General features: G+C 72.9%; 24 protein-coding genes. 15 read left to right on the top strand and 9 right to left on the bottom strand.

The window, feature by feature from the left end; genetic code table 11:
* Positions 1–48: 48 nt before the first annotated feature.
* Genes zwf through pgl form a run of 3 tightly spaced genes read left to right on the top strand, consistent with a single transcriptional unit; the run spans position 49 to position 3282 of the window.
* The gene (gene zwf, locus B5D66_RS15270) at positions 49–1578 is read left to right on the top strand and encodes a glucose-6-phosphate dehydrogenase (protein WP_078762417.1); all 1530 of its coding nucleotides are present in this window, start codon (positions 49–51) and stop codon (positions 1576–1578) included.
* Between the two features lie 19 nt (positions 1579–1597).
* The gene (locus B5D66_RS15265) at positions 1598–2527 is read left to right on the top strand and encodes a glucose-6-phosphate dehydrogenase assembly protein OpcA (protein ID WP_078762416.1); all 930 of its coding nucleotides are present in this window, start codon (positions 1598–1600) and stop codon (positions 2525–2527) included.
* Complete coding sequence (pgl, locus tag B5D66_RS15260; protein ID WP_078762415.1) at positions 2524–3282, top strand: 6-phosphogluconolactonase; 759 nt, start codon at positions 2524–2526, stop codon at positions 3280–3282. The genes B5D66_RS15265 and pgl overlap by 4 nt, the downstream gene beginning before the upstream one ends.
* 39 nt (positions 3283–3321) lie before the next feature.
* On the opposite strand, the gene B5D66_RS15255 is transcribed toward pgl, so the two are convergent.
* Both B5D66_RS15255 and B5D66_RS15250 read right to left on the bottom strand, forming a co-directional pair.
* Positions 3322–4323 carry a DUF2228 domain-containing protein gene (locus B5D66_RS15255; RefSeq protein WP_078762414.1) on the bottom strand — a complete coding sequence of 334 codons (1002 nt, stop codon included), beginning with the start codon at positions 4321–4323 and terminating at the stop codon, positions 3322–3324.
* A gap of 232 nt (positions 4324–4555) precedes the next feature.
* Positions 4556–5524 carry a LacI family DNA-binding transcriptional regulator gene (locus tag B5D66_RS15250; RefSeq protein WP_268805433.1) on the bottom strand — a complete coding sequence of 323 codons (969 nt, stop codon included), beginning with the start codon at positions 5522–5524 and terminating at the stop codon, positions 4556–4558.
* Positions 5525–5595: 71 nt separating this feature from the next.
* Between B5D66_RS15250 and B5D66_RS15245 the strand changes: the two genes are divergently transcribed.
* The 10 genes from B5D66_RS15245 (at position 5596) to B5D66_RS15200 (ending at position 15684) form a co-directional block, all read left to right on the top strand.
* Complete coding sequence (locus B5D66_RS15245; protein WP_235001020.1) at positions 5596–6522, top strand: ABC transporter permease; 927 nt, start codon at positions 5596–5598, stop codon at positions 6520–6522.
* Entirely contained in the window at positions 6519–7304 is a 786-nt protein-coding gene (locus B5D66_RS15240; RefSeq protein WP_235001019.1) for an ABC transporter permease, read from the top strand. The genes B5D66_RS15245 and B5D66_RS15240 overlap by 4 nt, the downstream gene beginning before the upstream one ends.
* 23 nt (positions 7305–7327) lie before the next feature.
* Positions 7328–8347, top strand: coding sequence for an ABC transporter ATP-binding protein (locus B5D66_RS15235; RefSeq protein WP_078762411.1), 1020 nt, complete (start codon positions 7328–7330; stop codon positions 8345–8347).
* A complete protein-coding gene (locus B5D66_RS15230; protein ID WP_078762410.1) occupies positions 8344–9393 on the top strand; it encodes an ABC transporter substrate-binding protein in 1050 nt (349 codons plus the stop codon). Before B5D66_RS15235 ends, B5D66_RS15230 begins: the two co-directional genes overlap by 4 nt.
* Positions 9390–10337: a nucleoside hydrolase gene (locus B5D66_RS15225; protein ID WP_200813658.1), complete on the top strand. Its 948-nt coding sequence runs from the start codon at positions 9390–9392 to the stop codon at positions 10335–10337. Before B5D66_RS15230 ends, B5D66_RS15225 begins: the two co-directional genes overlap by 4 nt.
* A gap of 30 nt (positions 10338–10367) precedes the next feature.
* A complete protein-coding gene (locus B5D66_RS15220; protein ID WP_078762409.1) occupies positions 10368–12077 on the top strand; it encodes an adenine deaminase C-terminal domain-containing protein in 1710 nt (569 codons plus the stop codon).
* Between the two features lie 84 nt (positions 12078–12161).
* Positions 12162–13049 carry an arginase family protein gene (locus B5D66_RS15215; RefSeq protein WP_235001018.1) on the top strand — a complete coding sequence of 296 codons (888 nt, stop codon included), beginning with the start codon at positions 12162–12164 and terminating at the stop codon, positions 13047–13049.
* Positions 13050–13169: 120 nt separating this feature from the next.
* On the top strand, positions 13170–13463 hold the full coding sequence (locus B5D66_RS15210) for a TFIIB-type zinc ribbon-containing protein (RefSeq protein ID WP_078762408.1): 294 nt from the start codon (positions 13170–13172) through the stop codon (positions 13461–13463).
* Between the two features lie 365 nt (positions 13464–13828).
* Complete coding sequence (locus tag B5D66_RS15205) at positions 13829–14590, top strand: sugar phosphate isomerase/epimerase family protein (RefSeq protein WP_078762407.1); 762 nt, start codon at positions 13829–13831, stop codon at positions 14588–14590.
* Positions 14590–15684, top strand: coding sequence for a Gfo/Idh/MocA family protein (locus tag B5D66_RS15200; RefSeq protein ID WP_078762406.1), 1095 nt, complete (start codon positions 14590–14592; stop codon positions 15682–15684). Before B5D66_RS15205 ends, B5D66_RS15200 begins: the two co-directional genes overlap by 1 nt.
* Positions 15685–15746: 62 nt before the next feature.
* Here B5D66_RS15200 and B5D66_RS15195 read toward each other — a convergent pair whose 3' ends face one another.
* The 3 genes from B5D66_RS15195 to B5D66_RS15185 form a co-directional block, all read right to left on the bottom strand.
* On the bottom strand, positions 15747–16595 hold the full coding sequence (locus tag B5D66_RS15195; protein WP_078762405.1) for a polysaccharide lyase family protein: 849 nt from the start codon (positions 16593–16595) through the stop codon (positions 15747–15749).
* On the bottom strand, positions 16592–18199 hold the full coding sequence (locus B5D66_RS15190; RefSeq protein ID WP_078762404.1) for an alkaline phosphatase D family protein: 1608 nt from the start codon (positions 18197–18199) through the stop codon (positions 16592–16594). The genes B5D66_RS15195 and B5D66_RS15190 overlap by 4 nt, the downstream gene beginning before the upstream one ends.
* Before the next feature lie 202 nt (positions 18200–18401).
* Positions 18402–18830, bottom strand: a complete 429-nt coding sequence (locus B5D66_RS15185; RefSeq protein WP_078762403.1) for a DoxX family protein — start codon at positions 18828–18830, stop codon at positions 18402–18404.
* 337 nt (positions 18831–19167) lie between these two features.
* Between B5D66_RS15185 and B5D66_RS15180 the strand changes: the two genes are divergently transcribed.
* A complete protein-coding gene (locus B5D66_RS15180; protein WP_078762402.1) occupies positions 19168–19461 on the top strand; it encodes a hypothetical protein in 294 nt (97 codons plus the stop codon).
* Between the two features lie 542 nt (positions 19462–20003).
* Positions 20004–21488 (top strand): amino acid permease, encoded by a 1485-nt coding sequence (locus B5D66_RS15175; protein WP_078762401.1) that lies wholly within the window; start codon positions 20004–20006, stop codon positions 21486–21488.
* A gap of 57 nt (positions 21489–21545) precedes the next feature.
* On the opposite strand, the gene B5D66_RS15170 is transcribed toward B5D66_RS15175, so the two are convergent.
* From B5D66_RS15170 to B5D66_RS15155, 4 genes are all read right to left on the bottom strand, one after another.
* A complete protein-coding gene (locus B5D66_RS15170; RefSeq protein ID WP_078762400.1) occupies positions 21546–22658 on the bottom strand; it encodes a GNAT family N-acetyltransferase in 1113 nt (370 codons plus the stop codon).
* A gap of 158 nt (positions 22659–22816) precedes the next feature.
* Entirely contained in the window at positions 22817–24025 is a 1209-nt protein-coding gene (gene hutI, locus B5D66_RS15165) for an imidazolonepropionase (RefSeq protein WP_078762399.1), read from the bottom strand.
* Entirely contained in the window at positions 24022–25431 is a 1410-nt protein-coding gene (locus B5D66_RS15160; RefSeq protein WP_078762398.1) for a formimidoylglutamate deiminase, read from the bottom strand. The genes hutI and B5D66_RS15160 overlap by 4 nt, the downstream gene beginning before the upstream one ends.
* On the bottom strand, positions 25428–26645 hold the full coding sequence (locus tag B5D66_RS15155; protein WP_235001017.1) for an allantoate amidohydrolase: 1218 nt from the start codon (positions 26643–26645) through the stop codon (positions 25428–25430). The genes B5D66_RS15160 and B5D66_RS15155 overlap by 4 nt, the downstream gene beginning before the upstream one ends.
* Positions 26646–26726: the final 81 nt, after the last annotated feature.

The raw sequence follows: 26726 nt of genomic DNA, 5'->3' as shown, positions 1-26726 counted from the left end.
GCGTACGCCACCACCACACGGGGAGATGAAGACGTGAAAGAACCGGTGATGCCGGGAGCGGTCCCCAACCCCCTGCGCAGCGTGCTGGATCGGCGGTTGCCGCGCATCGCCGGCCCGAGCGTGCTGGTCCTGTTCGGGGTCACGGGAGACCTGGCCCGCAAGAAGCTGCTGCCGGCCATCTACGACCTGGCCAACCGCGGGCTGCTGCCGCCGGGCTTCGGCCTGGTCGGCTTCGCCCGGCGCGACTGGGCCGACCAGGACTTCGCCCAGCAGGCCCACGAGGCCGTGCGCAAATACGCGCGCACCCCCTTCCGCGAGGACGTCTGGCGTCAGCTCAGCGAGGGGGTCCGCTTCGTCCAGGGCGAGCTGCACGACGACGAGGCCTTCGACAACCTGGCCCGCACCGTCCGCGAGCTCGACGCCGACCGCGGCACCGGAGGCAACTACGCCTTCTACCTGTCGCTGCCGCCCAAGCTGTTCCCGACGGTGGTCAAGCAGCTGCGGCGCTCGGGGCTGGCCGAGTCCCGGGGCGACTCCTGGCGCCGGGTCGTCATCGAGAAGCCCTTCGGCCACAACCTGGAGAGCGCGCAGGAGCTCAACGCGGTCGTGGACGACGTCTTCCCGCCCCAGTCGGTGTTCCGCATCGACCACTACCTGGGCAAGGAGACCGTCCAGAACATCATGGCGCTGCGGTTCGCCAACACCCTGTTCGAACCGATCTGGAACCGCAGCTACGTCGACCACGTGCAGATCACGATGGCCGAGGACATCGGTGTGGGCGGCCGGGCCGGCTACTACGACGGCATCGGCGCCGCCCGCGACGTCATCCAGAACCACCTGTTGCAGTTGCTCGCGCTGGTGGCGATGGAGGAGCCGCTGTCCTTCACCGCCGACGCCATCAGGGCCGAGAAGGAGAAGGCCCTGTCCGCGGTCACCCTGCCGGAGGACCTGGGCCTGGGCACCGCCCGCGGCCAGTACGCGGCGGGTTGGCAGGGGGGCGCCTCGGTCGTGGGCTACCTGGAGGAGGAGGGGATCCCCGCCGACTCCATCACCGAGACCTACGCGGCGATCAAGCTCGGCGTGAACACCCGCCGCTGGGCCGGGGTCCCCTTCTACCTGCGCACGGGCAAGCGGCTGGGCCGGCGCGTGACCGAGGTCGCGCTGGTGTTCCAGCGCGCCCCGCACGAGATGTTCAGCCGGGTCGAGACCGAGGAGCTGGGCGCCAACTCGCTGGTGCTGCGCATCCAGCCCGACGAGGGCGTGACCCTGCGGTTCGGCTCGAAGGTCCCGGGCGCCTCCATGGAGGTCCGTGACGTGAGCATGGACTTCACCTACGGCGAGTCCTTCACCGAGGCCAGCCCCGAGGCCTACGAACGGCTGATCCTGGACGTGCTCATCGGCGACCCGCCCCTCTTCCCACGCCAGGAGGAGGTCGAGCTGTCGTGGAAGATCCTCGACCCGATCGAGGAGTACTGGGCGAAGAACGGCCGGCCCGAGCAGTACGAGTCGGGCACGTGGGGTCCGCCCTCGGCTCACGAGCTGATGGCCCGCGACGGCCGTCAGTGGCGCCGGCCCTGACGGGAAGAGGGAGACGACGATGACGCTGTATCTTCCGCGTACCACCACCGCGCAGATCACCGAGGCCCTGGCCAACGAGCGGCGCAGTGTCGGCGGCGGCGCGATGAACATGGTGCTGACCCTGGTGATCGTGACCGACGAGGCCGACCACTACGACGCCGTGCGCGCCGCCACCGAGTCGGGCCACGAACACCCCAGCCGGGTGCTCGCGCTGATCCGCCGTGACCGCGACGCCGAGCCCGCGATCGACGCCGAGATCCGCCGGCCCGGCACCGCCGGCCCCGGCGAGGCCCTGTTGCTGCGGTTGTACGGACCGCTCGGCGACCACGCCGACTCCGTGGTCACCCCGCTCCTGGTGCCCGACGCGCCGGTCGTCGTGTGGTGGCCGGGCGAGGGGCCGGCCGACCCCGCCTCCGACCCGGTGGGCCGGCTCGCCCACCGGCGCATCACCGACGCGCTGCGCGCCGCCGACCCGGTCGGTGACCTCATCGGCAGGATCGCCCACTACTCCCCCGGTGACACCGACCTGACCTGGACCCGGCTGACCCCGTGGCGTTCCCTGCTGGCCTCCACGATGGACCAGCCGTGCGGGTGGGTCACCGCGGCCGAGGTGACCGCCGAACCGCACTACCCGAGTGCGGACCTGCTCGTGGCCTGGCTGTCGCAGCGGTTGAACGTGCCGGTGACCCGCAAGGAGTCGCACGGTCCCGGCATCACCGGCGCCAAGCTCAGCACCGAGGACTGCGGCGACATCGAGATCAGGCGGCTGGACGGACGGGTGGCCACCCTGTCGCGTCCCAACCAGCCCGACCAGACCGTCGCGCTGCCGCGCCGCCGCGCCGCCGAGGCCCTCGCCGAGGAGCTGCGCCGGCTCGACGCCGACGAGGTCTACGAGAGCACCGCCAAGCACATGGCCGAGACGTTGGGGCGGTCGGGGGTGAACGCGTGAGCGACGCCGAGGTGATCCTGCACGCCGACGCCGACCTGCTCGCCGCCGCCACGGCGGCGCGGATCGTGACGCGGCTGACCGAGGCCCAGGCGGCACGCGGCTCGGCGTCGATCGTGCTGACCGGAGGCGGCATCGGCACGGCCGTGCTCGCCGCGCTGGCGCGTACGCCGGCGCGCGACGCCGTCGACTGGCGGCGGGTCGACGTGTGGTGGGGGGACGAGCGCTTCCTTCCCACCGGGGACGCCGAGCGCAACGAGACCGGGGCGCGGGCGGCGCTGCTCGACCACATCGACCTCGATCCCGGGCGCGTGCACCCGATGCCCGCCCCCGACGGGCCGGACGGGGACGATCCCGCGGCGGGCGCGCTCCGCTACGCGGCAGAGCTGCGCGCCCGGGCGGAGGCCGGCGGGACGGTTCCGTCCTTCGACGTCTGCCTGCTCGGGGTCGGCCCGGACGCCCACGTCGCCTCGCTCTTCCCGGGGCTGCCGGCGATGAAGGAGCGGGAGCGCACCGTGGTGGCCGTCCACGACGCTCCCAAGCCGCCCCCCACCCGGATCTCGTTGACCCTGCCGGCCATCGCCGCGGCCCGTGAGGTGTGGGCGCTGGCCTCGGGAGAGAGCAAGGCCGAGGCGGTCGGCCTCGCGCTGGGCGGGGCCGGGGAAGTGCCCGCGGCCGCCGTACGCGGCCGCGAGCGCACGTTGTTCCTGGTGGACCGCGCCGCGGCGCGGGACCTGCCGGGGACCGCGCGTCCTTGACCGGTGCGGGGGCCGGGAGCGGGGCTCACGGCCCCCGGGTCAGCGCAGCACCGTGACCTGGGGCAGGTCGCGATGGTCCCGGTGCGCCTGGACGATCCCGGCCAGCGCGGGACGGCCGAGGGCGCGGTAGGCCGCGACGAGCAGCTCGGCCGCCAGGCGCTCGCGGAGGGGGTCGCCCTGCGAGACCCAGTGCAGGTCGCGTCCCAACACGAGCGCCTGGGCGGGGTCGCCCGCCGCGCAGCGGCGGACCGCCTCGGCCGCCGCCGCGGTCACGGCCTCGGGGTCGCCGGTCAGTTCCTCGTAGACGCGGGTGTACCAGTGGTGGTCCTCCGCCCCTTCCTGCGGACCGCGTGGCGGGACCGCTCCCCGAGGGAGGAGGGCGCCGCCCCCGTCCAGGGTCATGACCCGCTCGGGGAGCGGCCGCGCGGCGGGGAGCGTCCGAAGGTAGTCCACCCCCTCGTGGCCGGGGTCGCCCACGCCGAAGGCCACGAGGAGGGCCCGCAGTCCGCGCAGCCGGTTCCGCCGTTCGTCGACGGGCGCGCCGGCCCTCTCCTCGTCGAGGAGGTCGCGCCAGGATCCCTCCAGGTGGGCGCGCACCACCTCCAGCGGTGTCCCCTGGGGGACGCCGACCCCGTCGCCGTCGTCGGTGTGGTATCCGGCCACTCCCGCGCAGGTCCGGCCGTCGTCGAACCACAGGCCGAAGTGCAGCCCGTCGCTACCGCCGTGCAGGAAGGTGACGAACTCCGGCGGGTCGCGGTAGTAGCGCCCGTGCACGCGCACGTCGATTCCGTCCCGGGTCGGCCGGCCGGGCTCCTCCAACAGGTCGGCGACACCGTAGGGGGCGAGGTCCAGGTCCGCGAGCGCCTGCCGGTCCGCGGGCCCCAGGGAGCGCAGGAAGGCCCAGAACTCCCGGAGGGACTCGGGGGGCGTCATCCCCCAGTCCCCTTCGAAGCGTTCACGGAACGCGGGGAACCCCTGCCGGGTCTCCTCCAGGGCCTGGTGGGCGCGGACCTCGGCCGGGGCGGTGGAAGCGGGGGCCACGGGGTTCCTCCTCGTCGACGCGGCGTCGGCCCATCCTAGGAGGGCCGACGACACACCGTCGCCCGGGTTCGGCGCGTGCCGCCGGTCCCGTTCCCGGGGAACGAGACCTCGGGAGGCCGGGGCGAGGGAAGGATGTCCCGGGCGAAGGGGCGAGGCGGGTACGGGCAGCTCGTTTCCGGTCCGGACCTCTCTCCCTCGCCCTCGCGCGTCGCCCCGAAGGCGGAGCGCGCGGTCATCGGGCCGGCGGCACGAGCGAACCGGTGAGCACGACCTCCGTGGGCAGTTTCCTGCTGGCGGGCCGACGCGCCGCTCCCGGCGCCCCGGCCATCTCGACGAGGTCGGCGACGGCCCGGCCCCCCAGCTCCCCCGCGGGGACCCGGACCGCCGAGACCGGGGTGCCCGGCAGGTCGGCGAAGGCCATGTCGTCGGCGGCGGCGACGCTGAGCCGTTCGGGTACCTTGATGCCGCGCCGGCCCAGCTCGTACATCAGCCCGAGGAGGAGCAGGCTGTTGAAGGCCAGCGCGGCGGTGCAACCCGACTCCACGATCTCGGTCGCGGCCGCCGCGCCATCGGCGAAGGCCGGGTAGACGGGGCCCACCACCCTCAGGTCCAGGCCGAGCCGGGCGGCGTGCTCGCCCAGCTCGTCCCGGCGGCGCCGGTCCATCCAGGAGCCGGGCGGACCGGCCAGGTAGGCGACCCGGCGGTGTCCCAGCTCGGCCAGGCGGTCGAAGATCCGCGCCAGTCCGCCGGGGGTGTCCACGGTGAGCGAGGTCAGCCCGTTGACCCTGCGGTTGACGACGACCACGGGTTTGCGCCGGTGCGCGGCGACCAGGTCGCGCGCGGAGCCGACCGGGGAGAGCAGCACGAAGCCGTCCACCTGGTCCCGCAGCTCCCGCAGCACCTCGCCCTCGCGTTCGGCGGCGCCCTCGGTGACCGCGATGATGAGCCAGCGGCCGTGTTCCTCCGCGACGGCCTGCGCGCCGGCGATGATGGCCGCGTAGAAGGGGTTCTCCAGGTCGGGGACGAGCATCGCGAAGAAGCCGGTCCGGCCGGTGGTCAGGGCGCGCGCGGCCGGGTTGGCGCGGAACCCCACCTTCTCGGCGGCGGCGCGGACCCGTTCCAGGGTGCGTGGCGCCACCATCTCCGGCCGGCTCATGGCCCTCGACACCGTCGACGCCGACACTCCGGCGACACGCGCCACGTCCTCCAGCCCGGCCAACCCTCTACCCCTTTGCGTCGTTTTGGCGTTATGTCCGGTATAAGGTTACGCTGTTGCAAGCGCTTGCAGTAGCGCTTGCATATGAATCCCCTGATCAGACGATCAGATCCGCAGACCCCGCGACCCGGTTGCGCCGGGCCGCCAACCTCACGGGGGTGGAATTGTCCCGGCGTGGAACCCTGTTCGCGCTGCTCGTACCCGGTCTGGCGGTACTCCTCTTCGGTTTCCTCTACCCGGTCGCGGCCACCCTGGCCTTCCCACCGGACGGCGACCCCGCCACGGTCGCCCGCGAGACCGGATCGCTGCTGACCGACCCCTACCTGCTCCCGGTGATCGCGCGGACGATCCGCGTGGCCGTGGTGACCACGCTCATCTGCCTGGTCCTCGGCTTCCCGGTCGCCTACCTCATCTCCCGGGTCCCGCCACGCTGGTCGGGCAAGCTCCTGGCCCTGGCGATCTTCCCGCTCATGCTCAACACCGTCGTGCGCACCTACGGCTGGCTCGTCGTGCTCGGCGGCAACGGGCTGCTCAGCAGCCTCACCGAGGGGCTGGGCCTGGGGCCGTCCCGGCTGCTCTACACCGAAACGGCCATCGTCCTCGGCCTGGTCCAGCTCTTCCTGCCGCTGATGATCCTGTCGTGCTACTCCAGCCTGTCCCAGCAGGACCCACGGCTGGAGGAGGCGGCCCGCGGCCTCGGCGCCAGCCCGGGCCGGGCCTTCCGCCAGGTGGTGTTCCCGCTGGCGCTGCCCGGCGCACTGGTCGGCTGCACCCTGGTGTTCGCCGGGGCGGTCACCGCGTTCACCACGCCGCAACTGCTCGGCGGCGCCCGCGAACGCATCCTGTCCACCCTGCTCTACAGCAGGGTCAACGTCAGTCTGGACTGGCCGGCGGCCAGCGCCGTCGCGCTGGTCATGACGGTGCTGGTGCTCGTCGTCAGCGCCCTGTCCAGCCGGCTGAGCGCGAAGGGAAGCACCCAGTGATCCGCCGCCCCCTGCTGTCGCTGCTGACGGCCCTCGCCTTCCTCATCATGCTCGGGCCGGTCGTCATCCTGCTCGGCGTCGCCTTCACCGCGGGCAGCACGCTGACCTTCCCGCCCGAGGGGCTGTCGCTGCGCTGGTTCGCCGCCGCGCTGGACTACCAGCCCTTCATCAGCTCCCTCGGCACCAGCCTCGTCGTCGCGGCGCTGTCCACGGTGCTGGCGCTGGCCCTGGGCGTCCCGGCCACGCTGGCGCTGCAACGAGGACTGATCCCCGGGCGCGGGGTCGTGGAGAACCTCTTCGCCACCCCGATCATCGTGCCCGAGCTGGTTCTCGGCCTGGCCCTGTTCCAGCAGCTCATGGTGGGACTGCAGATCACGGCCCTGGCCACGCTGGTCATCGGCCACACCGTCCTGCTCCTCCCCTACGCGGTGCGGGTGGTCGGGGCGTCGCTGGCACTGTCGGACCCGCGGCTGGAGGAGGCCGCGCGCGGTCTGGGCGCCGGCCCGCTGCGCACCTTCTTCCAGGTGACGCTGCCGGTCATGCGCCCGGGGATCATCTCCGCGGCGATCCTGGCCTTCATCACGTCGCTGAACAACGTGCCGCTGTCACTGCTGCTCACCGGGCCGGGCGTCTCCACGCTGCCCGTCGAGATGCTCAACTACGTCCAGTCCTCGTACGACCCCGTCGTCGCCGCGGTGAGCGTGCTGCTGCTCGCCGCCAGCGTGGCCGTCGCCCTCGTGACCGAACGGCTCGTCGGCTTCAACAAGGTCTTCGGCCGCTAGTGGCCGGGAAGGAGAGCCAGAACATGACCCCCGTGGTCCAGCTCGAATCGGTGAGCCGCGCCTTCGGCCGGTCCCGCGACGCGGTCGCCGCGGTCAGCGACCTCGACCTCGCCGTCCCCCGCGGTAAGTTCACGACCCTGCTGGGGCCGAGTGGTTGCGGCAAGACCACGACCCTGCGGATGATCGCCGGATTCGTCCAGCCCACCTCGGGGCGGATCCTGCTGGAGGGCGCCGACGCGACGAAGACGCCGCCGGAGAAGCGCAACATCGGCATGGTCTTCCAGTCCTACGCGCTCTTCCCGCACATGACGATCATCGACAACGTCGCCTTCGGGCTGCGCGCCCGCGGCCTGGCCAAGACCGAGGTCACCGCCCGGGCCGGCGAGGCGCTGGAGCTGGTCGGCCTGTCCGCGCTGGCCGGACGCAAGCCGGGCGCGCTGTCGGGCGGCCAGCAGCAACGGGTCGCGTTGGCCCGGGCCGTGGCGATCCGCCCCTCGGTGCTGCTGCTCGACGAGCCCCTGTCCAACCTCGATGCCCGGTTGCGCGTCCAGATGCGGGCCGAACTGCGCCGCGTCCAGCGCGAGACCGGCCTCACCGCGATCCTGGTCACCCACGACCAGGACGAGGCGCTGGAACTGTCGGACCACATGGTCATCCTCAACAAGGGCCGCCTGGAGCAGGAGGGCGCGCCACGCGACGTCTTCCCCCGCCCCGCCAGCCGGTTCGTCGCCGACTTCCTCGGCTACGAGAACTTCCCGGTGCTGCCCGGCCACGGGCCGGTGGCGATCCGTCCCGAGCACGTGCGCCTGCTGTCCTCCGGCGAGCCGGAGGATGCCGGCGTGACGCTGGAGGCCACCGTCACCAACGTCACCTACCAGGGCAGCCACTGCGTGGTCGAGGTGAACGCGAACGGTCTCGGCGACGGCACGCGGCTGCTGTGCGCCCACCCCGGGGAGGCCCCCCGGCCCGGCGAGGCGGTGCGGGTGCTGCTGCCCGCCGCCCACCTCGTCACCCTGGGAGAGGACGCGGAGGCCGCGCGATGAGGCGCCCCGTCACCGCGGCGCTCGCCGGTCTGTGCGCCCTGGCCGCCACGGCGACCGCCTGCGCGCCGACCCGCGAGGCCGACACCGACACCCTCGTGGTCAGCACCTTCTCCTTCGCGACCGAACAGTTCATGGAGGTCGTGGCCGAACCGTTCGAGGAGCGGACCGGCATCGAGGTCGTACTGGACACCGGGAACAACGCCACCCGTCTGACCAAGCTGCGCATCAACAAGGAGCGGCCCGACACCGACGTCGTGCTGATCTCCGACTACTACGCGGCCATCGGCAAGGAGATGGGACTGTTCGAGCGGATCGACCCCGAGACCGTCCCCAACATGGCCGAGATCCAGCCGTGGGCGGTCGATCCCGAGGGGTACGGTCCCGCCTACACCTTCCAGCTGCTCGGTCTGATGTACCGGACCGACCTGGTGGAGGAGGAGCCCACCTCGTGGGGGGCGCTGTGGGACCCCGAACACCCGGGCGGGTTCGCGCTGCCCGACATCTCGGTGTCGGCCGGACCGCTGATGGTCCTGGCCACCGGCGAGACCTACGGTTCGGGCCCCACCGACGCCGACACCGGGTTCGAGCGGCTGGCCGCGATCGGCCCGGACGCCCTCCAGTTCTACTCCAGCAGCACCGAGGTCTCCAGCCTGCTGGAACGGGGGGAGATCGCGATGGCCCCGAGCCTGGACAACTTCGCGATGAACGCGGTCGAGGCCGGCCAGCCCATCGGGTTCGCGCTTCCGGAGGAGGGGCGGCTGATGACGGCCAACACCGCCCAGATCGTCAACGGCGCGCCCAACCGGGCCGGCGCCGAGGCCTTCGTCGACTTCCTGCTGGACCCGCAGGTGCAGTCGGAGGTCGCCGAGGTCATCTACGACAAGCCGGTCCACCCCGACGCGCAGGTCACCGATTTGATGACCCGGGTGTCCGGGGAGGCCGCCGTGAACCCGACCGAGGCTGGTTACCACCAGGGCGACCTCGACCTCATCGCCGGCGAACGCTCGTCCTGGCTGGACCGCTTCGTCGAGGAGGTCGCGCGTTGAGCGCCGGACGGATCCCCGTCGTCATCGACTGCGACCCCGGCGTGGACGACGCGATCGCGCTGCTGCTCGCGCTGGCCTCACCGGAACTGCACGTGCGAGGCGTGACCCTGGTCGCCGGCAACACGTCCCTGGCCAACGTCGAGCGCAACGCGGCACAGGTGCTGGACCTGGCCGGCGCGCCCGCGGACCTCCCGCTGGTGCCCGGCCTGGCCGGCCCGGTGGCCCGGATCGAGCGGATCCCCGACGAGCCCATCCACGGGGCGGGCGGGCTGGGCGGCCTGGAGCCATCGGCCACCCCACGCCCCTCCCACGCGGGGCACGCGGTGGACTGGCTGGCCGAACAGGCCCTGGCCGCGCCGGGGGAGCTGACGCTCGTCGCGCTGGGTCCGCTGTCCAACGTCGCGGCGATGCTGGCCCGCCACCCGCAGGCCGGCCCCGCCTTCCGCGAGATCGTCGTCATGGGCGGCGCGGCGTTCGTCCAGGGCAACGTCACCCCCGCGGCGGAGTTCAACTTCTTCGCCGACCCCGAGGCCGCCCGGTACGTGCTGGCGTCGGGGCTGCCGGTCCGCGTGGTGGGGCTCGACGTCACGCGCGCCGCGCTGTTCCCCCTGGAGGAGGCCGAACGGCTGGCCGCGCTGCCCGCGACCGCGGGCGTCGCCGGAAGGCTGCTGCGCGACTTCGCGCTGCGCTACCAGGCGCGTTTCGAGGTGGCCGCGGTCCCGGTCCACGACGCGCTCGCGGTCGCCGCCGTCTCCCATCCCGCCCTTCTCGGCTGGGCCGAGGGAGAGGCCACCGTGGAGTGCGCCGGCGAGGTCACCCGTGGCGCGCTCGTGGCCGACGTCCGCCGTCCGGAGCGGGCGCGCCGCGCCCGCATCGCCCTGTCGGTGGACTCCGCGGCCTTCGTCCGTCTGCTCTGCGAGCGCCTCACCGGCTACGCCCGCTGATCCGCCCACCTATCTGCGAGGAAACCCGCCATGACGCACCCCGAACCTGTCGACCTGCTGCTCCGGGGCGGCCGTGTCGTCTCGGTCCAGACCGGCGAGGTCTGGGCCGCCGACGTCGCGGTCACCGGGGAGAGGATCCGCGCCGTGCTCCCGCCGGGGACGCCGGTGCGCGCGACCGAGGTGATCGACGCGACCGGGCTGATCGTCGCCCCCGGCTACATCGACGCCCACATGCACATCGAGAGCTCGCTCGTCGCGCCCGCCGAGTTCGCGCGGGTGACGCTGCCGCGGGGGACCACCACCGTGCTGGCCGACGCCCACGAGATCGTCAACGTCGCCGGGCGCGACGCCCAGGCCTGGATGATCGAGCAGGGGCGCGCCACGCGGCAGACGATGTGCTGGGCGGTCCCCTCCTGTGTCCCCGCGCTCGACGGGTTCGAGACGGCCGGCGCCCGGCTGGACGCCGCCGACATCGACGAGATGCTCGGCTGGGAGGGCGTGACCACCCTGGGCGAGGTCATGGACTACCGCGCGGTCGTCTCCGGGGATCCGCGGATGCGCGGCATCGTCGAGGCCGCGCAGCGGCACGGGGTGCGTCTGGACGGGCACTGCCCGAACCTCTCGGGGGCCGAGCTCGGCGAGTACCTGTGGGCCGGGATCGACTCCGACCACTGCAAGAACACGCCCGAGGTCGCCCTGGAGAAGGCCCGCCTGGGCATGCTGCTGATGCTCCAGGAGAAGTGCCTGACCCCCGAGGTCGTCGACGCGCTGCTGGGCCTGCCCCACCTGCCCGACCTCTGCCTGGTCACCGACGACGTGGCGGTGGACGCGATCCTGTCCCGCGGCCACCTGGACCGGGTGGGCGCGGTCGCCCTGGAGCGGGGGATGTCCCCCCTGGCCGTGCTGCGCGCGCTCACCGTCCACCCGGCACGCCGGCTGGGCCTGCACGATCGCGGCGTGGTCAGCCCGGGCAAGCGCGCCGACCTCGTGCTGCTGCGCTCCCTCACCGACCTGACCCCCGCGCTGGTCCTCGCCGGCGGTGTGGTCGTCGGGCGTGACGCCCGGCCCGTGCAGGAGGCCGTCCGGCTGGCCGACAACCCGTTCTCCGGGACGGTGCGCCTGGACGCCGAGGCGGTGGAGGCCGCCGTGTGGCGGGTGGACCTGCCCGACGGGGAGCACGCCTTCCGCGCGATGCGGGTCAACACCGTCGACACCTACACCGAACCGGACGAGGTGGTGCTGCCGGTGCGTGACGGGGTCGTGGAGTGGGAGGGGCGGACCGCGGTCGTGGCGGTCCTCGAGCGGCACACCGGCAGCGGCCGGGCCTCCTTCGCCCCCGTCACCGGTCACGATCTGGGGGTCGGCGCCTTCGCCACCACCTACGCCCACGACAGCCACAACCTCACGGTGATCGCGACGGCCTCGGCCGCGCTGCGGGAGGCGGCGGGCACGGTGGTCGCGGCCGGCGGCGGGATGTGCGCGGTGCGCGAGGGGCACCCCCCGGCGACGCTGGAGCTGCCCGTGGGCGGGGTGATGTCGGACCGCTCCGCGGAGGAGGTGGCGGCGGCCTCCGGCGCGGTCCGCGGCGCGCTGGAGGCGTGGGGCTGGCACAACCGCAACGTCTTCATGAGCGTCTCCACCCTCACCCTCCCGGTGTCCCCGCAGGTCAAGATCACCGACCGGGGGCTGGTGCGGGTGGTGGAACGCGCCTGGGAGCCGGAGACGGTCGGCGGGTCCTGACCGCACGGCAAACGGGTTGCCGGGCGGCCGGACGCCCGGCGATCATGGACCGGCCCACCCCCGCGACGTCCCCACGAGGTGCCGGTGAAACCGATCGTCCTGCTCGACGCCCCCTCCAACCTGGGTCTGCGCCCTCCCGAGGAGGGGGCGGTGCCCGGTTGCCACAAGGCCCCCGGCGCGCTGCGCGACCAGGGGTTGCTCACCCGGCTCGGCGCGCGTGACGCCGGTGTGGTGACGCCACCGCGCTATCGGGCGGCCTGGACGCCGGGCGTCGTCCGCAACGAGGAGGCGGTCGCCGGCTACACCCGCTCCCTGGCCGACCGGATCTCCACGATCCTCGGGGAGGGCGGGTTCCCGGTCGTGCTGGGCGGCGACTGCAGCATCCTCCTCGGCGCGGCCCTGGCCCTGTCCGGGAAGGGCGGGCACGGGCTCGTCTACCTCGACGGGCACCTGGACTACCGCCATCCCGGCAACAGCGACGAGGTGGGCGCCTGCGCGGGTGAGGGCCTGGCACTGGTCACCGGCCACGGCGGTGTCCTCGCCGAGCTGGGCGGCTCCCGGCCCTACTTCGCGCCCTCCCGAGTCGCCGCCCTGGGGTTTCGCCCTGGTGACGAGGACGAGGCCGAGGTCGCCGGGGCGGGGGCCACGCTGCTCCCCGCCCCCGCGGTGGGCGAGGATCCGGCCGCGGCCGCGGCGGCCGCGTTGACGGCGGCGGCCGGCCCCGACGGAACCGGGGCGTTCTGGATCCACCTCGACGTCGACATCGTCGACGCCGCGCTGCTGCCGGCGGTGGACAGCCCCGAGCCCGACGGCCTGGACTGGGACCAGCTCGCCGACCTGCTGGCCGCGCTGGTGGCCGCGCCGGGGGCGACCGGCCTGGACCTGACCATCTACGACCCCGACCTCGACCCGTCGGCGCAGGGGGCTCGCGCGCTGGTCGACGTCCTCGCGCGGGCGCTCTCCCGGGGATGAGGCGTCGTCCCCCGGCGATCGCCGCGCCCCTCCCGAAGGGTCGGAAGGGTGAGGGGAACGACCCCGCCGGGTTCCCGATTCCGGTGGACCACGCCCCACGGGTGCGCTATCCAATTGATCATGAACGAACTCAACTGCCCCAAATGCCCGGGTTCCCTCACCCGGCAGAACCTCGTCGGCGTGACCGTGGACCAGTGCCAGAAGTGCCGCGGCATCTTCCTCGACCGCGGCGAGCTGGAACAGCTCCTGGAGGCCGAGCACCGCTGGAGCCGCGGCTACGAGACCGGCGCCGAGTACCGGGGCGGCCGGCGCCGCCGCGAGGAGGCCCCCGAGATCGCCTACGCCCAGGACGACGACTACCAGGGCGAACGTCGTAGGCGCCAGAAGAGCTTCCTGGACGAGATCTTCGACTGACCCCCTCACGTCGGGCGCCGCGCGGCGCCCGACGCTCACCTCCCCGCGGACGGCGCGGGGAGGCCGCCGAGGTCCCGCGGCGCGGGAAGCGGGCCGCGCCTCCCGGCCTCCGGCACCGGCCGGCGGCCGCGCTCGTCCGCCCCTTCCCCCGCCCCGCGCCGGAGGGTCCACCACGCCGCCGGCCCCTGTCTCGCGGTACCGGTTTCCAGCTGATCGGCAACCCGTCTCGGTATCCGGCCGGAATTCGGTGCGCACGGAGATCCCCGCCGGCAGCGGCCGGAGGCGGTTTTCTTCCTTGCTCGTTCGGGAGCGCTCCCGCACACTCGTCAACGGACCGTAAGGCCGCGAGAACAGGGGACACCGACGTGACCGCTCCCAATCCGCCCGCCGTCCAGCTCTACACGCTCCGCGATCGCCTCGCCCAGGACCGGGCCGCGACCCTGCGCGCCGTGGCCGGCCTCGGCTACCGCGCCGTCGAACCCTTCGACGTCGTCACCGACCCCGCCGGACTCCGCGCCGACCTCGACGCCGCCGGACTGACCGTGTGCTCGGTCCACGCCCCGGCACTGGACCCCGACACGCGCGACGCGGCGTTCGCCGGCGCGACCACGGTCGGAGCCGACACCGTCATCGTCCCCTTCCAGCCCCCCGAGCGCTTCCTCGACGCCGCCGCCCTGCGGGACCTGGCCGCCGACCTCAACGCGGCCGCCGCCGCGGCGCGCCGGCGCGGTCTGCGGCTCGGATACCACAACCACGACTTCGAGCTCTCCACCCGGATCGACGGCCGGCCCGCGCTGGAGGCGCTCGTCGACCTGCTCGACCCGGACGTCCTGTTGGAGGTGGACGTCTACTGGGCGGCCGTGGGCGGCGTGGCGGCGCCTCCCCTGCTCGAACGGCTCGGTGACCGGGCACGCTACCTGCACGTCAAGGACGGCCCCGTCAACAGGGAGGAGCCGATGACGGCGGTGGGCTCCGGCCGCATGCCGATCGCCCGGGTCCTGGCCGCCTCACGGGCCGAGTGGCACATCGTCGAACTCGACCACTGCGCCGGGGACGTTCTCACCGCCGTCGGTGACAGCCTGGACTGGCTGGTCCGCAACGACCTCGCCGGCGTGGGAGAGGCGTGATGGGCGTCGGCGTCGCCGTGGTCGGCTGCGGCACCATCAGCGTGGAGTACCTGCGCAACCTCACCTCGTTTCCCGATCTCGACGTGCTCGTCTGCGCCGACCTCGATCCCGAGCGGGCGCGCGCCCGCGCCGAGGAGCACGGCGTGCCCGTGTGGGGCCCGCCCGAGACCGCCTACACCCACCCCGACGTCGAGATCGTCGTCAACCTGACCATTCCCGCGGCCCACGCCGAGGTGTCCCACGCCGCGATCGCCGCGGGACGGCACGTGTGGAGCGAGAAACCCCTGACCACCGACCCCGAGTCGGCCCGGACCCTGCTGCTCCGCGCCGCGGAGGCGGGCGTCGCCGTGGGATGCGCCCCCGACACCGTTCTGGGCGCCGGCGCCCAGAGCGCGGCGCGCCTGGTCGCCGACGGGCGGATCGGCGTCCCCGCGACCGCGCTGACGCTGATGCAGACCCCCGGACCGGAGTCGTGGCACCCCGACCCGGAGTTCCTGTTCCGGCGCGGGGCCGGCCCCCTGTTCGACATGGGTCCCTACTACCTGACCCTGCTGGCCTGGCTGTTCGGCCCGGTGACACGGGTGGCGGCCGTGGGCCGCAGGAGCCGGACCCACCGCACGATCGGGTCGGGACCGCGGGCCGGAAGCGTCTTCGAGGTCGAGGTGCCCACGCACGTGTCGGCGCTCGTGGAGTACCGGGACGGCCCGGCCGCCACCATGGTGATCTCCTTCGACTCCCCCCTGTTGCGGGCCGGCTTCGTCGAGGTGACGGGGAGCGAGGCGACCTTGGAGGTGCCCGACCCCAACCGGTTCGACGGGACGCTGCGGCTGCGTCCCCCGTTCAGCGACGACTGGAGCGCGTTGCCCAGCACCGGCACCACCGCCACCCGCGGCATCGGCGTGCTGGAGCTGGCCCGCGCGGTCCGCGCCGGCGCGTCCCCGCGCGCCTCGGGGGAGGTGGCGCTGCACGTGCTGGAGACGATGCACGCGATCCACACCTCCATCGACAGCGGCGAGTTCGTCACCGTGGAGAGCGGGTTCTCCGCTCCCACTCCGTTGCCCGAGGACTGGGACCCCTTCGCCCGGACGCTGTGAGAACCGGCTCCCCGGTGCGCCCGGCCCGCCGTCCCCCCACCTGAGGGGACGGCGGGCCGGCCTCATCTCCCCTGGTCGAGCGCGAACACGCCAACGGCGTCATAGGCGTGCCAGGATCCGGAGTTCTTGGTGATCGCGACGGCGTTCTCGCCGACCGCGAACTCCTCCGCCGGCAGTTCCAGCTCCACGAACGAGGGGCGCAGCGCGGTTCCGGGCACGGTGGCGTCGCCCTCCAGGGACCCGCGGGTGCCGCCGCCGCGGAACTCCACCTCGGTGACCTCGGTGCCGTTGACCGAGATCGTCGCCGTGCCGGCCAGGGAGGCGTGGGTGTCGATGAGCCAGATGGCCAGTCCCAGCCGGCGCGCCTCCTCCTCCAGCGAGAAACGCAGCCGGAAGGTGTGCCGCGTCCGCCCGCCCCACGCGTCGGAGGGGCCCGGGTGGAGGTAGCTCCAGTCACGGGCGGGGTCGCTCGTGCCGTAGGTGAAGTCCACGCCGTTGGGGAAGGCGGTGCGGTAGCCGCTCTGTCCCCCCGAGGGGGCCAGGGCCAGTTCCAGGCTCTTGGAGTCGAACTCCCCGACCTGCGCGATGGGTGTCCCCGTCACCACCATGGAGGCGGTCGAGGTGCCCGCCACCGCCCTGGAGGGACGACTGCGCCGCCCCGCCGCGTCCACGGTGACGATGCTGTAGTACCTCGTCACCGCCTCGGGGCCGAGGGTGTCGTGGGTGAACCTGCCGTAGACGGTCTTACCGATCAGCGTCTCCGCGGAGAGGTCCACCTCGGCGCTGTGCGAGGCGTGGATCGCGTAGTGGTCGACCAGGGGCTCCCAGTCGGTGAGCTCCCACGTCAGGTCGATCGCGCCGATCCGGCCCTGGGTGCTGAGACCGTCGACGGTCGGGGGCTTACGGCTCACTGTGCTCCTCCCACCACCTGCTCCAGACCGGGACGGCCGGCCTCCGTGACGAACCGGGCGGCCGTGCTGACCTTTCCGTTGTCGTCCGATTCGATGTGGTCGATGACCTTGAAGTCCGACGTCACCGCTTCCCTCGTCATCTCGACCTGGACGTAGCCGCGCCGGGCGTTGTAGAGCCGGACGTGGGGGTTGCCCAGCCAGATGGGGGCCAGGTTGTCGCTGTCGGCGCCGTCCCCGTCGGAGGCGATGGAGGTCGTCACCAGCTCGGTGCCGATCGTCGCGGAGTCCGGGTCGGTGAAGTCGGCCTTGAGTTCGGCCGCGGCGTGCCGATGGATGTCACCGGTGAGCACGAGCGGGTTGGCGACCTTGTGCCGGGTAAGCGTGTCGAACAGGCGCTGCCGGTTGGCGCTGAACCCGTCCCACTGGTCCATGCTGTAGGTGACACCGGCGCCGGTGTTGCGGTCGATGGAGGCCATGACGACCTGCTGGGCCATGACGTTCCAGGTGGCGTCGCTGCGGCGGAGCCCCTGGTAGAGCCACTCCTCCTGCTCGGTGCCCAGGATGGAGCGCTGCGGGTCGGTGTGTTCGCCTCCCGGCGTTCCGCCGTCCGAGGGGACATCGTCGCGGTACTGGCGGGTGTCGAGCACGTTGAACTCGGCGAGCCGTCCGTACCTGACCCGGCGGTACAGCCGCATGTCGGGGCCGCTGGGCAGGGAGGTCTTGCTCAGCGGCTGGTTCTCGTACCAGGCGCGGTAGGCGACGGCGCGGCGGCGCAGGAAGTCCTGCGGGCCGACGCCGTACTGGGAGACCTCGTCGGCGTAGTTGTTCTCCACCTCGTGGTCGTCGGTGGTGACCAGCCACGGCGCGCGGGCGTGCGCCGCCTGGAGGTGGGGGTCGGATTTGGTGAGGGCGTAGCGGAGCCGGTACTGCTCGAGCGTGATGGTCGCCGCCGCGTGCGCGGTACCGAGCTCCCCCGTTCCCTGCCGCCACAGGTTGGCCGGGGTGATGCCGTACTCGTAGATGTAGTCGCCGAGGAAGAGGACGAGGTCGAGGTCCTGCTCGGCCATGTCGCGGTAGGCCGTGTAGTGGCCGTGGTACCAGGCCTGGCAGGAGGCCATGGCGAAGGTGATCGATCCGGTGCGCCCCCTGCGGGAGGGGGTGGTCCTGGTGCGTCCGACCGGGCTGATCTCGCGCCCCGCGCGGAACCGGTAGAAGTACTCCCGGTCGGGGTCCAGACCGTTCACCTCGGGGTGTACGGAGTGGGCGAGTTCGGCGGAGGCGACCGCCCGCCCGCGACGGACGATCCTGCGGAAGGACGCGTCCTCGGCCACCTCGTACTCGACGGTGATGTTCCTTTGGGGCATGCCACCGTGCCCGTCCTCCGCGAGTGGTTCGGGCGCCAGGCGGGTCCACAGGACGAAACCGTCCGGGGTGGGGTCACCCGAGGCGACCCCGAGCCGGAAGGGGTCGGCGGGGACACGGGAGGAGAGCGGGGCTGCGTGTGTCGGGGCGCCTGTTCCCAGAGCGAAGGCTGCCGTGCTGATCCCGGTGAGGGTGAGAAAGGTACGTCGGGATGGCGGGATGGGAGAGGTGTGTGGAGCCATGCATCGTTTCCGTCCACTCGGGGATGCGGCGGCCTCGATACTCAGAGTCCCGGTTTGACTCCGAATTGCGGCCAGATGTTGCACAGGTGGACTCTCTCCGACAACTCCCGCGAACACCACCCCTTTCGTCACGAAAAAACATGAAGAAACATGAAGCGCCTGCGTCCCGGTGGACGCAGGCGCTCTTGGACGTCGGCGCTCGTCAGGCGGCCGCCCCGGCGGGGGCATGACGCTTGCGCCCCCAGGGCAGCAGCCGGTCAAGGGTGAGGGAGCCTCCCGCGAAACCGAGCGCCAGGCCCGCGGCGCCCAGGACGAGCGGCAGTTCGTACCCGCCGAGCAGCGGGTCGCCGACGTGGGCGAAGACGTAGGCGGCCGCCATCTGGGCCGCGAGGAGGACCCCCACCACCGGCAACGCGAAGCCGACGACCAGGGCGATCCCTCCGGCGAACTCGATCAGGATGGCGACCAGCGCCGCCACCTCCGGAAGCGGAATCCCCATTCCGGCGAACATCTGGGCGACACCATCGGGACCGGTGGCGATCTTCTGCCATCCGTGGGCGGCGAAGACCAGGCCGACGGCGACCCGTCCGATGAGCAGCGCGACGTCGGCGAGCGTGTTCCGTTCGTTCATCGTCTGAACCCTCCGAGGTTGACTGGAGCGATCCCGGCGGGAACAGGAGTGTGCGGCGTCCACCCAACCGAGAAGCAGGAAGTATCTTCCTGGAAAAATATAACCTATGAGCGACCCGCCGGCCACGCCTCGCATTCACGAATAAACGAATGTGACACGGAACGCCTTCACCTCACGTCCTTCCCACCATGAACACGCCCCGCTTTCGCTAGGCTCACCCAGACGACCACGGCCGTTCATGCACCGTGCACCCTTTTCGGTCCCGCGCCGCCCATTCGAACGCGTGTATGATTTTGGCGCCAGTATCCACCCCGACTACCGAAGGGAAGCCACTGCCGTGGTCACCGAGGTCTTCACGCGCAAATACTGCGATCCGCACGCCGTCCGGGACGAGAAGGTCGAGGCGACTGAGGTCATCCAGTTCGCCTGGGACGGCGCCGTGCGCGAGGTCGACGCTTGCAGCGACTGCAAGAAGGAGTACGACACCCGCTTCGAGCCGCTGTTCGACTACTCCCGCCCGGTGAAGAAGCGCCGCGCGACGACCAAGCCCAAGACCGAGGACAGCGCCCCCAAGGCCGACTCCCCCGCCTCCTCCGAGGAGAGCCCCGCCGCCGAGCCGGCCGACGCCTGAGCATCGCCCTCACCGGCGACCTCAGCACGGGATCCGGCGCGGCCTCGACCGCCCGCCCTCGACCGGCGATGATCCCGTGACGCGGACGTGACCGCGGTGCCACCGCGCCACGCCTCCGCCACACCGACGCGCGGATGAGACCCCACGGCCGGCGCCCCACCGGGGCGCCGGCCGTTTCGCGTGGGCGAGCCCCCGGCGCGGTCTTCACCTCACCTAATCGGGGCACGTGATCTTCCCCGCGTTCGGCCGTCTTTCCCGCGAGGATTCCCCGCCGTCCGCACCTCCTCCACCCCCGCCTCCCCATCCCCTGTCCGACAGGCGATGGCGCCGATACGCCCGGGTTCGACCGGACCACGGCCGCGACGCTACGCAAGTGAGTGATCACATGTTGTACTGATATTTTCGGTCAACAGGTTGATTTTGCGGCAACAGTGCTTCACGTCGGACTTTAGTAAACCTTTCGGATGGGAGTATGCTCGCGCGGCACATCGATCTCGCTACACGGCCTCACGAGGGCCGGCAACGGGGGCTGGAGTCTGTCATTGAGCATCTGGCGCACGAAAAGCATCGAGCAGTCCATCAGGGACACCGACGAACCGGGGCACCGGCTCCGTAAGGACCTCACCGGATTCGACCTCATCGTCTTCGGTATCGGCGTCATCATCGGCACGGGCATCTTCGTCGTCACCGGACGACAGGCGGCGGTGAACGCCGGACCCGCGATCGTGGTGTCGTTCCTGATCGCCGGCCTGGTCTGTGCCCTGGCCGCCATGTGCTACGCGGAGTTCGCCTCGACCGTCCCCGTCGCGGGGAGCGCCTACACCTTCGGTTACGCCAGCCTGGGCGAGTTCGTCGCCTGGATCATCGGCTGGGACCTGGTCCTGGAGTTCACCCTGGCGGCCTCGGTCGTCGCGGTCGGCTGGTCGGGCTACGCCGGAGACCTTCTGGGCGTCCCCACTTCCCTGACACTGGACAACGGCTACTCCGTCAACTTCGGGGCGATGTTCATCGTCATCCTCCTGGGTGTGCTGGGGCTGCTCGGGACCAAGCTGTCCGGCCGGATCTCCGCGGTGATCGTCGCGATCAAGGTCGGGATCGTCCTGTTCATCATCGTCGTCGGCATGTTCTACGTGAAGACGGCGAACTGGGTCCCGTTCGTGCCGCCCGCACAGCCGGCCCCCGCCGAGACCGACTCGATCGGCCACACCCCGCTCACCCAGGTCCTGCTGGGCCTGGAGCCCAGCCAGTTCGGCCTGTGGGGCGTCATCGCCGCCGCATCGGTCGTGTTCTTCTCCTTCATCGGGTTCGACATCGTCGCGACGACGGCCGAGGAGACGAAGAACCCCAAGCGCGACATGCCCATCGGCATCTTCGGGTCGCTGATCATCGTCACGGTCCTGTACATGGCCGTCGCCGCCGTCGTCACCGGCATGCGCCCCTACTCCGAGCTGAACTCCGACGCCCCGCTGGCGGAGGCCTTCCGCGCGGTCGGCGCGGACTGGGCCGGGACGCTGATCTCGCTGGGAGGCGTCATCGGCATCACCACCGTCATCCTGGTGCTGATGATGGGACAGTCGCGGGTGGCCTTCGCGATGTCGCGTGACGGTCTGCTGCCGCGCGGCCTGTCCAAGACGCACCCGCGCTTTGGGACCCCCTACATCATGACGATCATCACCACCGTCGCCGTGGCGGTCCTGGCCGGTTTCGTGCCGATCGCCGCCCTGGAGGAGATGGTCAACATCGGGACGCTCTTCGCCTTCGTGGTGGTGTCGATCGGGGTGATCGTGCTGCGCCGGACCCGTCCGGACCTGCCGCGCTCCTTCCGGGCCCCGTTCGTCCCGGTCCTGCCGATCATCGCCGCGCTGGCCTGTGTCTGGCTGATGCTCAACCTGACCGTGGACACCTGGATCCGGTTCATCGTGTGGATGGCGATCGGCGTCGTCGTGTACTTCGCCTACGGCCGCCGCAAGAGCCTGCTGGCCCAGGCGGACCAGAAGTCCACCACGGACGGTGCCGGCACCGCCTGACCGCTACCTCGTTCCCGGAGGCCGGCCCCGCCCCTGGCGGGCCGGCCTCCGGTGGTTTCAGCGCCGGACGTCCGGCGTGCTCCGCCCCGCCGCCCCGGCCTGGGTCATCAGCGTCATGAGGCGTCCCGGCCGGCGGGAGACGACGGTGCCGGCGACGGGCAGGCGGGCCTGGACCACCCCCTCCACCGGCGGGCGCAGCGTCGCGCCGAGGCGTCGCATGATCCGCTGCATCGGCAGGTTGGCCGCGGCGATCTCGGCCCGCACCTCCGCCAGGCCCCAGTCGGCGGCGATGGCGGTGAGCGCCCGGGCCAGGCTGGTCCCCACGCCGTTGCCCTGCCAGGAGTCCTCCACGAGGAAGGCGACCTCGCCCACCCCCGGGTCCAGGGTGTACATGAGGTGGGCCAGGGCGACCGGTTCCCGGGCCCGCGACGGGCGGGCGGCCAGGGTCAGCCCGCGGTCGGGGTCGCAGAAGACGTCGAGCATCCGGGGGGCCAGCTCGCGCAGGCTGGAGAAGTAGCGGCGCCGGGTCGTCTCCGGCGTGCAACGGCGGTGCAACCGCTGCACCGCGTCGGCGTCGGCGCCGCCCACTTGGTGGACGAACAGCTCGATGCCACGGTGGGTGACCATCGACCCGTTGGTGGGAGCGGGCCCGGTCGGCGGCAGCACCGAACGGACCAGGGCGTCGGCCCGGGCCGACTCGGTCCAGGTGAAGGGGCGGTCGGCGCGCCTGAGCCGCACCCCGCGCAACGGCCCCACAGGGACGACCAGCGTCGTCTCCGGCTCCTCGGGGAACTCCGCGACCGGACGGCCCGGGTTGGTCCAGGAGGCCTCGTCGGCGAGCAGGAGTTCGCGCAGCGCTTCGGGGAGCAGGTTGGGGGTCGAGCGCAGCCGGGCGGTGAGCAGCAGGGCCCGGGTGACGTCGTCGCCCACCTCGCGCGGGTGGGCCGCGACGGCGACGACGCTGTCGGTGACGCTGCGCCGGGCCACCTCGGCCAGCATGGCCCTGTGGTCGTCGCGGACGTCCACCACGAACTCGTCGACGACGCCGGCCGCGTCGGCGTGGATCGACAGGCCCACGACGTTGCCCCCGTGCGCCGCCATGGCGTCCACGACATCGGCGAGTTGGCCGGGTCGGTCCTCGACGACGGTCCGGATGCGCCACAGGCTCATGTCTTCCCCTCGGTCGGTGGCCACGCCCCGAAGAGGACTTCCGCCCTTTTCGATGGCTTTCGTCGTGCCATGTCCAAGGATGAGCGGACAAGGTTTCCACGGCGCTACGGCGGTGTTAGGGCCTGTTTCCCGTGTCGGTTCGCCGATCGGACGGGGCCTCACGCCCGGCCGGCGACCCGCTCCCCGTCCTTCCAGACCGCCGCGACCTGGGGGACTCCCGGCCGGTAGGCGAGGTAGAGCGGGTCGGGGGCCTCCAGCAGCACCAGGTCGGCGCGGGCGCCCACCCGCAGATGCCCGATGTCGTCACGGCGCAGCGCCCGGGCGCCTCCCTCGGTGGCGGCCCACAGCGCCTCGTCCGGGGTCATGCGCATCTCGCGCACGGCCAGGGCGATGCACAGCGCCATGCTCGTGCTGAAACAGGAACCGGGGTTGCAGTCGGTGGCCAGGGCGACGGTCGCGCCCGCGTCCAGCAGGGCCCGCGCGTCCGGATAGGGGGCGCGGGTGGAGAAGTCCACGCCGGGCAGCAGGGTCGCCACGGTCGAGGAGGCCGGATCCGCGAGCGCGGCGATGTCGGCGCCGTCGAGGTAGGTGCAGTGGTCCACCGAGGCGGCCCCGAGCTCCACGGCGAGACCGACCCCCGGCCCCGGGCCGAGCTGGTTGCCGTGGACCCGGGCGAGCAGCCCGTGTTCGCGCCCGGCGGTCAGCACCCGCCGGGCCGCCTCCTCGTCGAACGCGCCCCGCTCGCAGAACACGTCGATCCAGCGGGCGTGTGGCGCGCAGGCCCGCAGCATCGGCCCGGTGACCAGATCGACGTAGCCCGCGGGGTCGGCGGCGTACTCCTGGGGCACGACGTGGGCGCCGAGGAAGGTCACCTCCTCGGTGAGGCGCGCCGCCACGCGCAGCGCGCGTTCCTCGTCGGCGACGGTCAACCCGTAGCCCGACTTGATCTCCAGGGTCGTGGTCCCCTGGGCGCGGGCCTCGCCCAGCAGCTCGGTGGCCCTGGCGAGAAGGGCGTCGTCGGAGGCGGCGCGGGTGGCGGCCACCGTGGACCGGATGCCACCCGCCTCGTAGGCGCGCCCCTCCATCCGCGCCGCGAACTCCGCGCCGCGGTCGCCCGCGAACACGATGTGGGAGTGGCTGTCGACGAAGCCCGGCACGACGCAGCGCCCGGCCGCGTCCACCCGCGCATCGGCGGCCGGAGCGCGGCCGGCCGGCCCCGTCCAGGCCACCCGCCCCTCCTCGACGACCAGCGCGGCGTCAAGGATCCGCCCCAGCCGCCCCTCCCCCGCCCCGGGGTCGTTGGTGACGAGCACGCCGATCCGGTCGACGAGCAACGATCGGGGGACAGGGGTCGACGTGGTGGTCATGCGTGTACCTCCTTGATCGCGGCGTCCAGAAGCTCGGCGGCGTCGGGGATCATCGTGTGCCGGCCGTCTCGGACGATCCAGCGCCCGTCCGCCATGACGTGGCGGACGTCGGCCGAGGTCGCGGCGAACACGGCGGCCTCGGCGGCGCGCGCGGGATCCGTCCCGGCCAGCCGGACGCCGTCGAGGTCGAGGACGACGAGGTCGGCTCGCGCCCCCGGCCGGATCACGCCGGCCGGCGGCTCCCCGTGCCGCGTCCAGCCCAGCGCGGCGTGCCCGGAGGCCATGGCCGCCCGGCCCAGCTCTGCGGCGCGCAGCGTCCCGCGCCGTCCGGTGCGCAGCCGCTCGTGCAGCTCCACCGCGCGCATCTCCTCGAACATGTCGATCTGGGCGTGGGCGTCGGTGCCCAGCGTGAGACGGACCCCGGGGTCGCCGCCGGCCCCGGCGACGAGGTCCGCCGTGCGCGGCAGGCCGTCGGCCAGGTCGCGTTCGGTCGTCGGGCACAGGCACACCGTCGTCCCCGAGGCCCGGATCGCTCCCACGTCGCTGTCGGTGAGATGGGTGGCGTGCACCAGGGTGGTGGCGGGCCCCAGCGCGCCGGCGTCGGCGAGCACTCCCGCGGGGGTGAGGCCGGTGGCGGCCCGGCACGCCTCGTTCTCGGCCGGCTGTTCCGAGAGGTGGACGTGCAGCGGCGCGTCGGCCGCGCGCGCCCATTCGACCACGACGGGGATCTGGGCGCGGGGGACCGCGCGCACCGAGTGCACCGCGGCCCCCACGCGGGCGTGGCCGCCCTCGGGACGCAGCCGGGAGACCCGTTCGGCCCAGGCGTGGGCGTCACCGTCGCCGAACCGCTCCTGGGGCCCCGCCAAGGGCAGGTGGCGTCCGTCGGGCCCCAGGCCGCCGGTCAGGTAACAGGTGTCGAGCAGGGTGATGCGGATGCCGGCGTCACCCGCCGCGGCGACGAGCGCGAGCGCCATCGCGTTGGGGTCGTCGTAGCGGGTCCGGTCGGGTCCATGGTGCAGGTAGTGGAACTCCCCCACGCAGGTGATCCCGGCCAGGGCCATTTCGGCGTAGACCGCGCGGGCGAGCCGATGGTAGGAGTCCGGGGTGAGCCGGGCGGCGACCCGGTACATCTGCTCGCGCCAGGTCCAAAACGACCCGGTGCCCCCATGGGTGCGTCCGCGCAACGCCCGGTGGAAGGCGTGCGAGTGGACGTCGGCCATGCCCGGAAGCGTCAGGCCGGCCAGCCGTGGGACACCGGGCGGGGCGGGCACCCCCGTGGTGACGTCGGCGATCAGGCCGTCGGCTCCGACGTCGACGAGCACGGCCGACTCGATCGGGTTCTCCCCCTGCCCGCTCCACGCCCACGCGCACCAGTAGCGGGCGCCGGGGCCCGCGCGGCCGGTCATCCCGTACCGGCCAGGTCGGCGAGGACGTCGGCCAGCGCCACCACCCCGGCGTGCACGTCGGCCCGTTCCGCGCTCTCCTCGGGGGCGTGGGAGACCCCGGTGGGATTGCGCACGAACAGCATCGCCGTGGGCACGGCGGCGGCGAGCACGCCCGCGTCGTGGCCGGCCCCGGTGGCCAGCACCGGAGCCGGTCGGGCGCCCCCGACGATCGCGGCGACGCGGTCCCGCAGATCGGTCTGGAACTTCACGATGGGGGTCAACGACTCCTGGTAGCTGGCCAGCGCGACACCGTGCTGGACCGAGCTGCGCCGCGCGACCTCGTTGACGTGTTCGACGAGCGCGCGCAACGTCACGTCCTCGGGCGCCCGGGCGTCCAGCCAGGCGCGCACCCGGGAGGGGATGGCGTTGGTCCCGTTGGGGGTCACCTGGACCCGTCCGATCGTCGCGACCGCGTCGTAGGCCTCGGCGCCCGAACGGGCGGCGAGCACGGTTTCGGCGAACGGCAGCATGGGGTCGTTGCGGTCGGCCAGCCGCGTGGTCCCGGCGTGGTCGGCCTGCCCGGTGAAGTCCAGCCGCCAGCGTCCGTGCGGCCACACCGCGCCGGCGACCCCGACGGGCGCGTCCAGTCCCGCCAGCGCGCGGCCCTGTTCGATGTGGAGTTCCACGAACGTCCCGATCAGCGCGAGACGCTCGGGGTCGGCGCCGATCCGTTCCGGGTCGACCCCGGCTCTGGCCGCCGCCGAGGCCCAGGTGACGCCGTCGGCGTCGGCGAGGCCGCGGGCGCGCTCGGGCGCGATGGCACCGGTCAGCAGCCGGCTTCCCAGGCAGGGGACCCCGAAGCGGGCCCCCTCCTCCTCGACGAAGACGGTGACGGCGATGGGCCGGGAGGGGGTGAACCCCCGTTCCTTGAGCAGGTCGACGGCCGCCAGGGCACCGGCCACTCCAAGGGGCCCGTCGAAGGGGCCCCCGTCGGGCACCGAGTCGAGGTGGGAGCCGGTGACGACGGCGCCGGGAGCGGGCTCGCCCCACCAGGCCCACAGGTTGCCGTTGCGGTCGGTCTCCACCCTCAGCCCGCGCGCGCGGGCCTCGGCGGTGAACCAGGCGCGGGCCTCGGCGTCGGCGGGGGTCCAGGAGAAACGCCGGTAGCCGCCCCCCGCGCGGTTCCGGCCGATGGGGTGCAGTCCGCTCCACAGTTCGTCGAAGGTCGTGCTCACTCGGGTGTCTCCTCGTCGTCTTCCCCACGGGGTTGCTCTGGCAGTGTCCCGCGTCGGAACCGCCGCGGTCCGACCGGCGGG

The organism is Marinactinospora thermotolerans DSM 45154 (assembly GCF_900167435.1).
GTDB classification, from domain to species: domain Bacteria; phylum Actinomycetota; class Actinomycetes; order Streptosporangiales; family Streptosporangiaceae; genus Marinactinospora; species Marinactinospora thermotolerans.
This window is presented reverse-complemented; position numbering and strand designations above follow the sequence as displayed.

What these genes read in the sequence shown, in the direction of transcription:
- B5D66_RS15190 (WP_078762404.1), bottom strand. Translation starts at nt 18,199, where the DNA reads ATGGCTCCACACACCTCTCCCATCCCGCCATCCCGACGTACCTTTCTC.
- B5D66_RS15160 (WP_078762398.1), bottom strand. Translation starts at nt 25,431, where the DNA reads ATGACCGGCCGCGCGGGCCCCGGCGCCCGCTACTGGTGCGCGTGGGCG.
- B5D66_RS15185 (WP_078762403.1), bottom strand. Translation starts at nt 18,830, where the DNA reads ATGAACGAACGGAACACGCTCGCCGACGTCGCGCTGCTCATCGGACGG.
- B5D66_RS15170 (WP_078762400.1), bottom strand. Translation starts at nt 22,658, where the DNA reads ATGAGCCTGTGGCGCATCCGGACCGTCGTCGAGGACCGACCCGGCCAA.
- B5D66_RS15200 (WP_078762406.1), top strand. Translation starts at nt 14,590, where the DNA reads ATGGGCGTCGGCGTCGCCGTGGTCGGCTGCGGCACCATCAGCGTGGAG.
- B5D66_RS15265 (WP_078762416.1), top strand. Translation starts at nt 1,598, where the DNA reads ATGACGCTGTATCTTCCGCGTACCACCACCGCGCAGATCACCGAGGCC.
- B5D66_RS15210 (WP_078762408.1), top strand. Translation starts at nt 13,170, where the DNA reads ATGAACGAACTCAACTGCCCCAAATGCCCGGGTTCCCTCACCCGGCAG.
- B5D66_RS15230 (WP_078762410.1), top strand. Translation starts at nt 8,344, where the DNA reads ATGAGGCGCCCCGTCACCGCGGCGCTCGCCGGTCTGTGCGCCCTGGCC.
- hutI (WP_078762399.1), bottom strand. Translation starts at nt 24,025, where the DNA reads ATGACCACCACGTCGACCCCTGTCCCCCGATCGTTGCTCGTCGACCGG.
- B5D66_RS15235 (WP_078762411.1), top strand. Translation starts at nt 7,328, where the DNA reads ATGACCCCCGTGGTCCAGCTCGAATCGGTGAGCCGCGCCTTCGGCCGG.
- B5D66_RS15220 (WP_078762409.1), top strand. Translation starts at nt 10,368, where the DNA reads ATGACGCACCCCGAACCTGTCGACCTGCTGCTCCGGGGCGGCCGTGTC.
- zwf (WP_078762417.1), top strand. Translation starts at nt 49, where the DNA reads ATGCCGGGAGCGGTCCCCAACCCCCTGCGCAGCGTGCTGGATCGGCGG.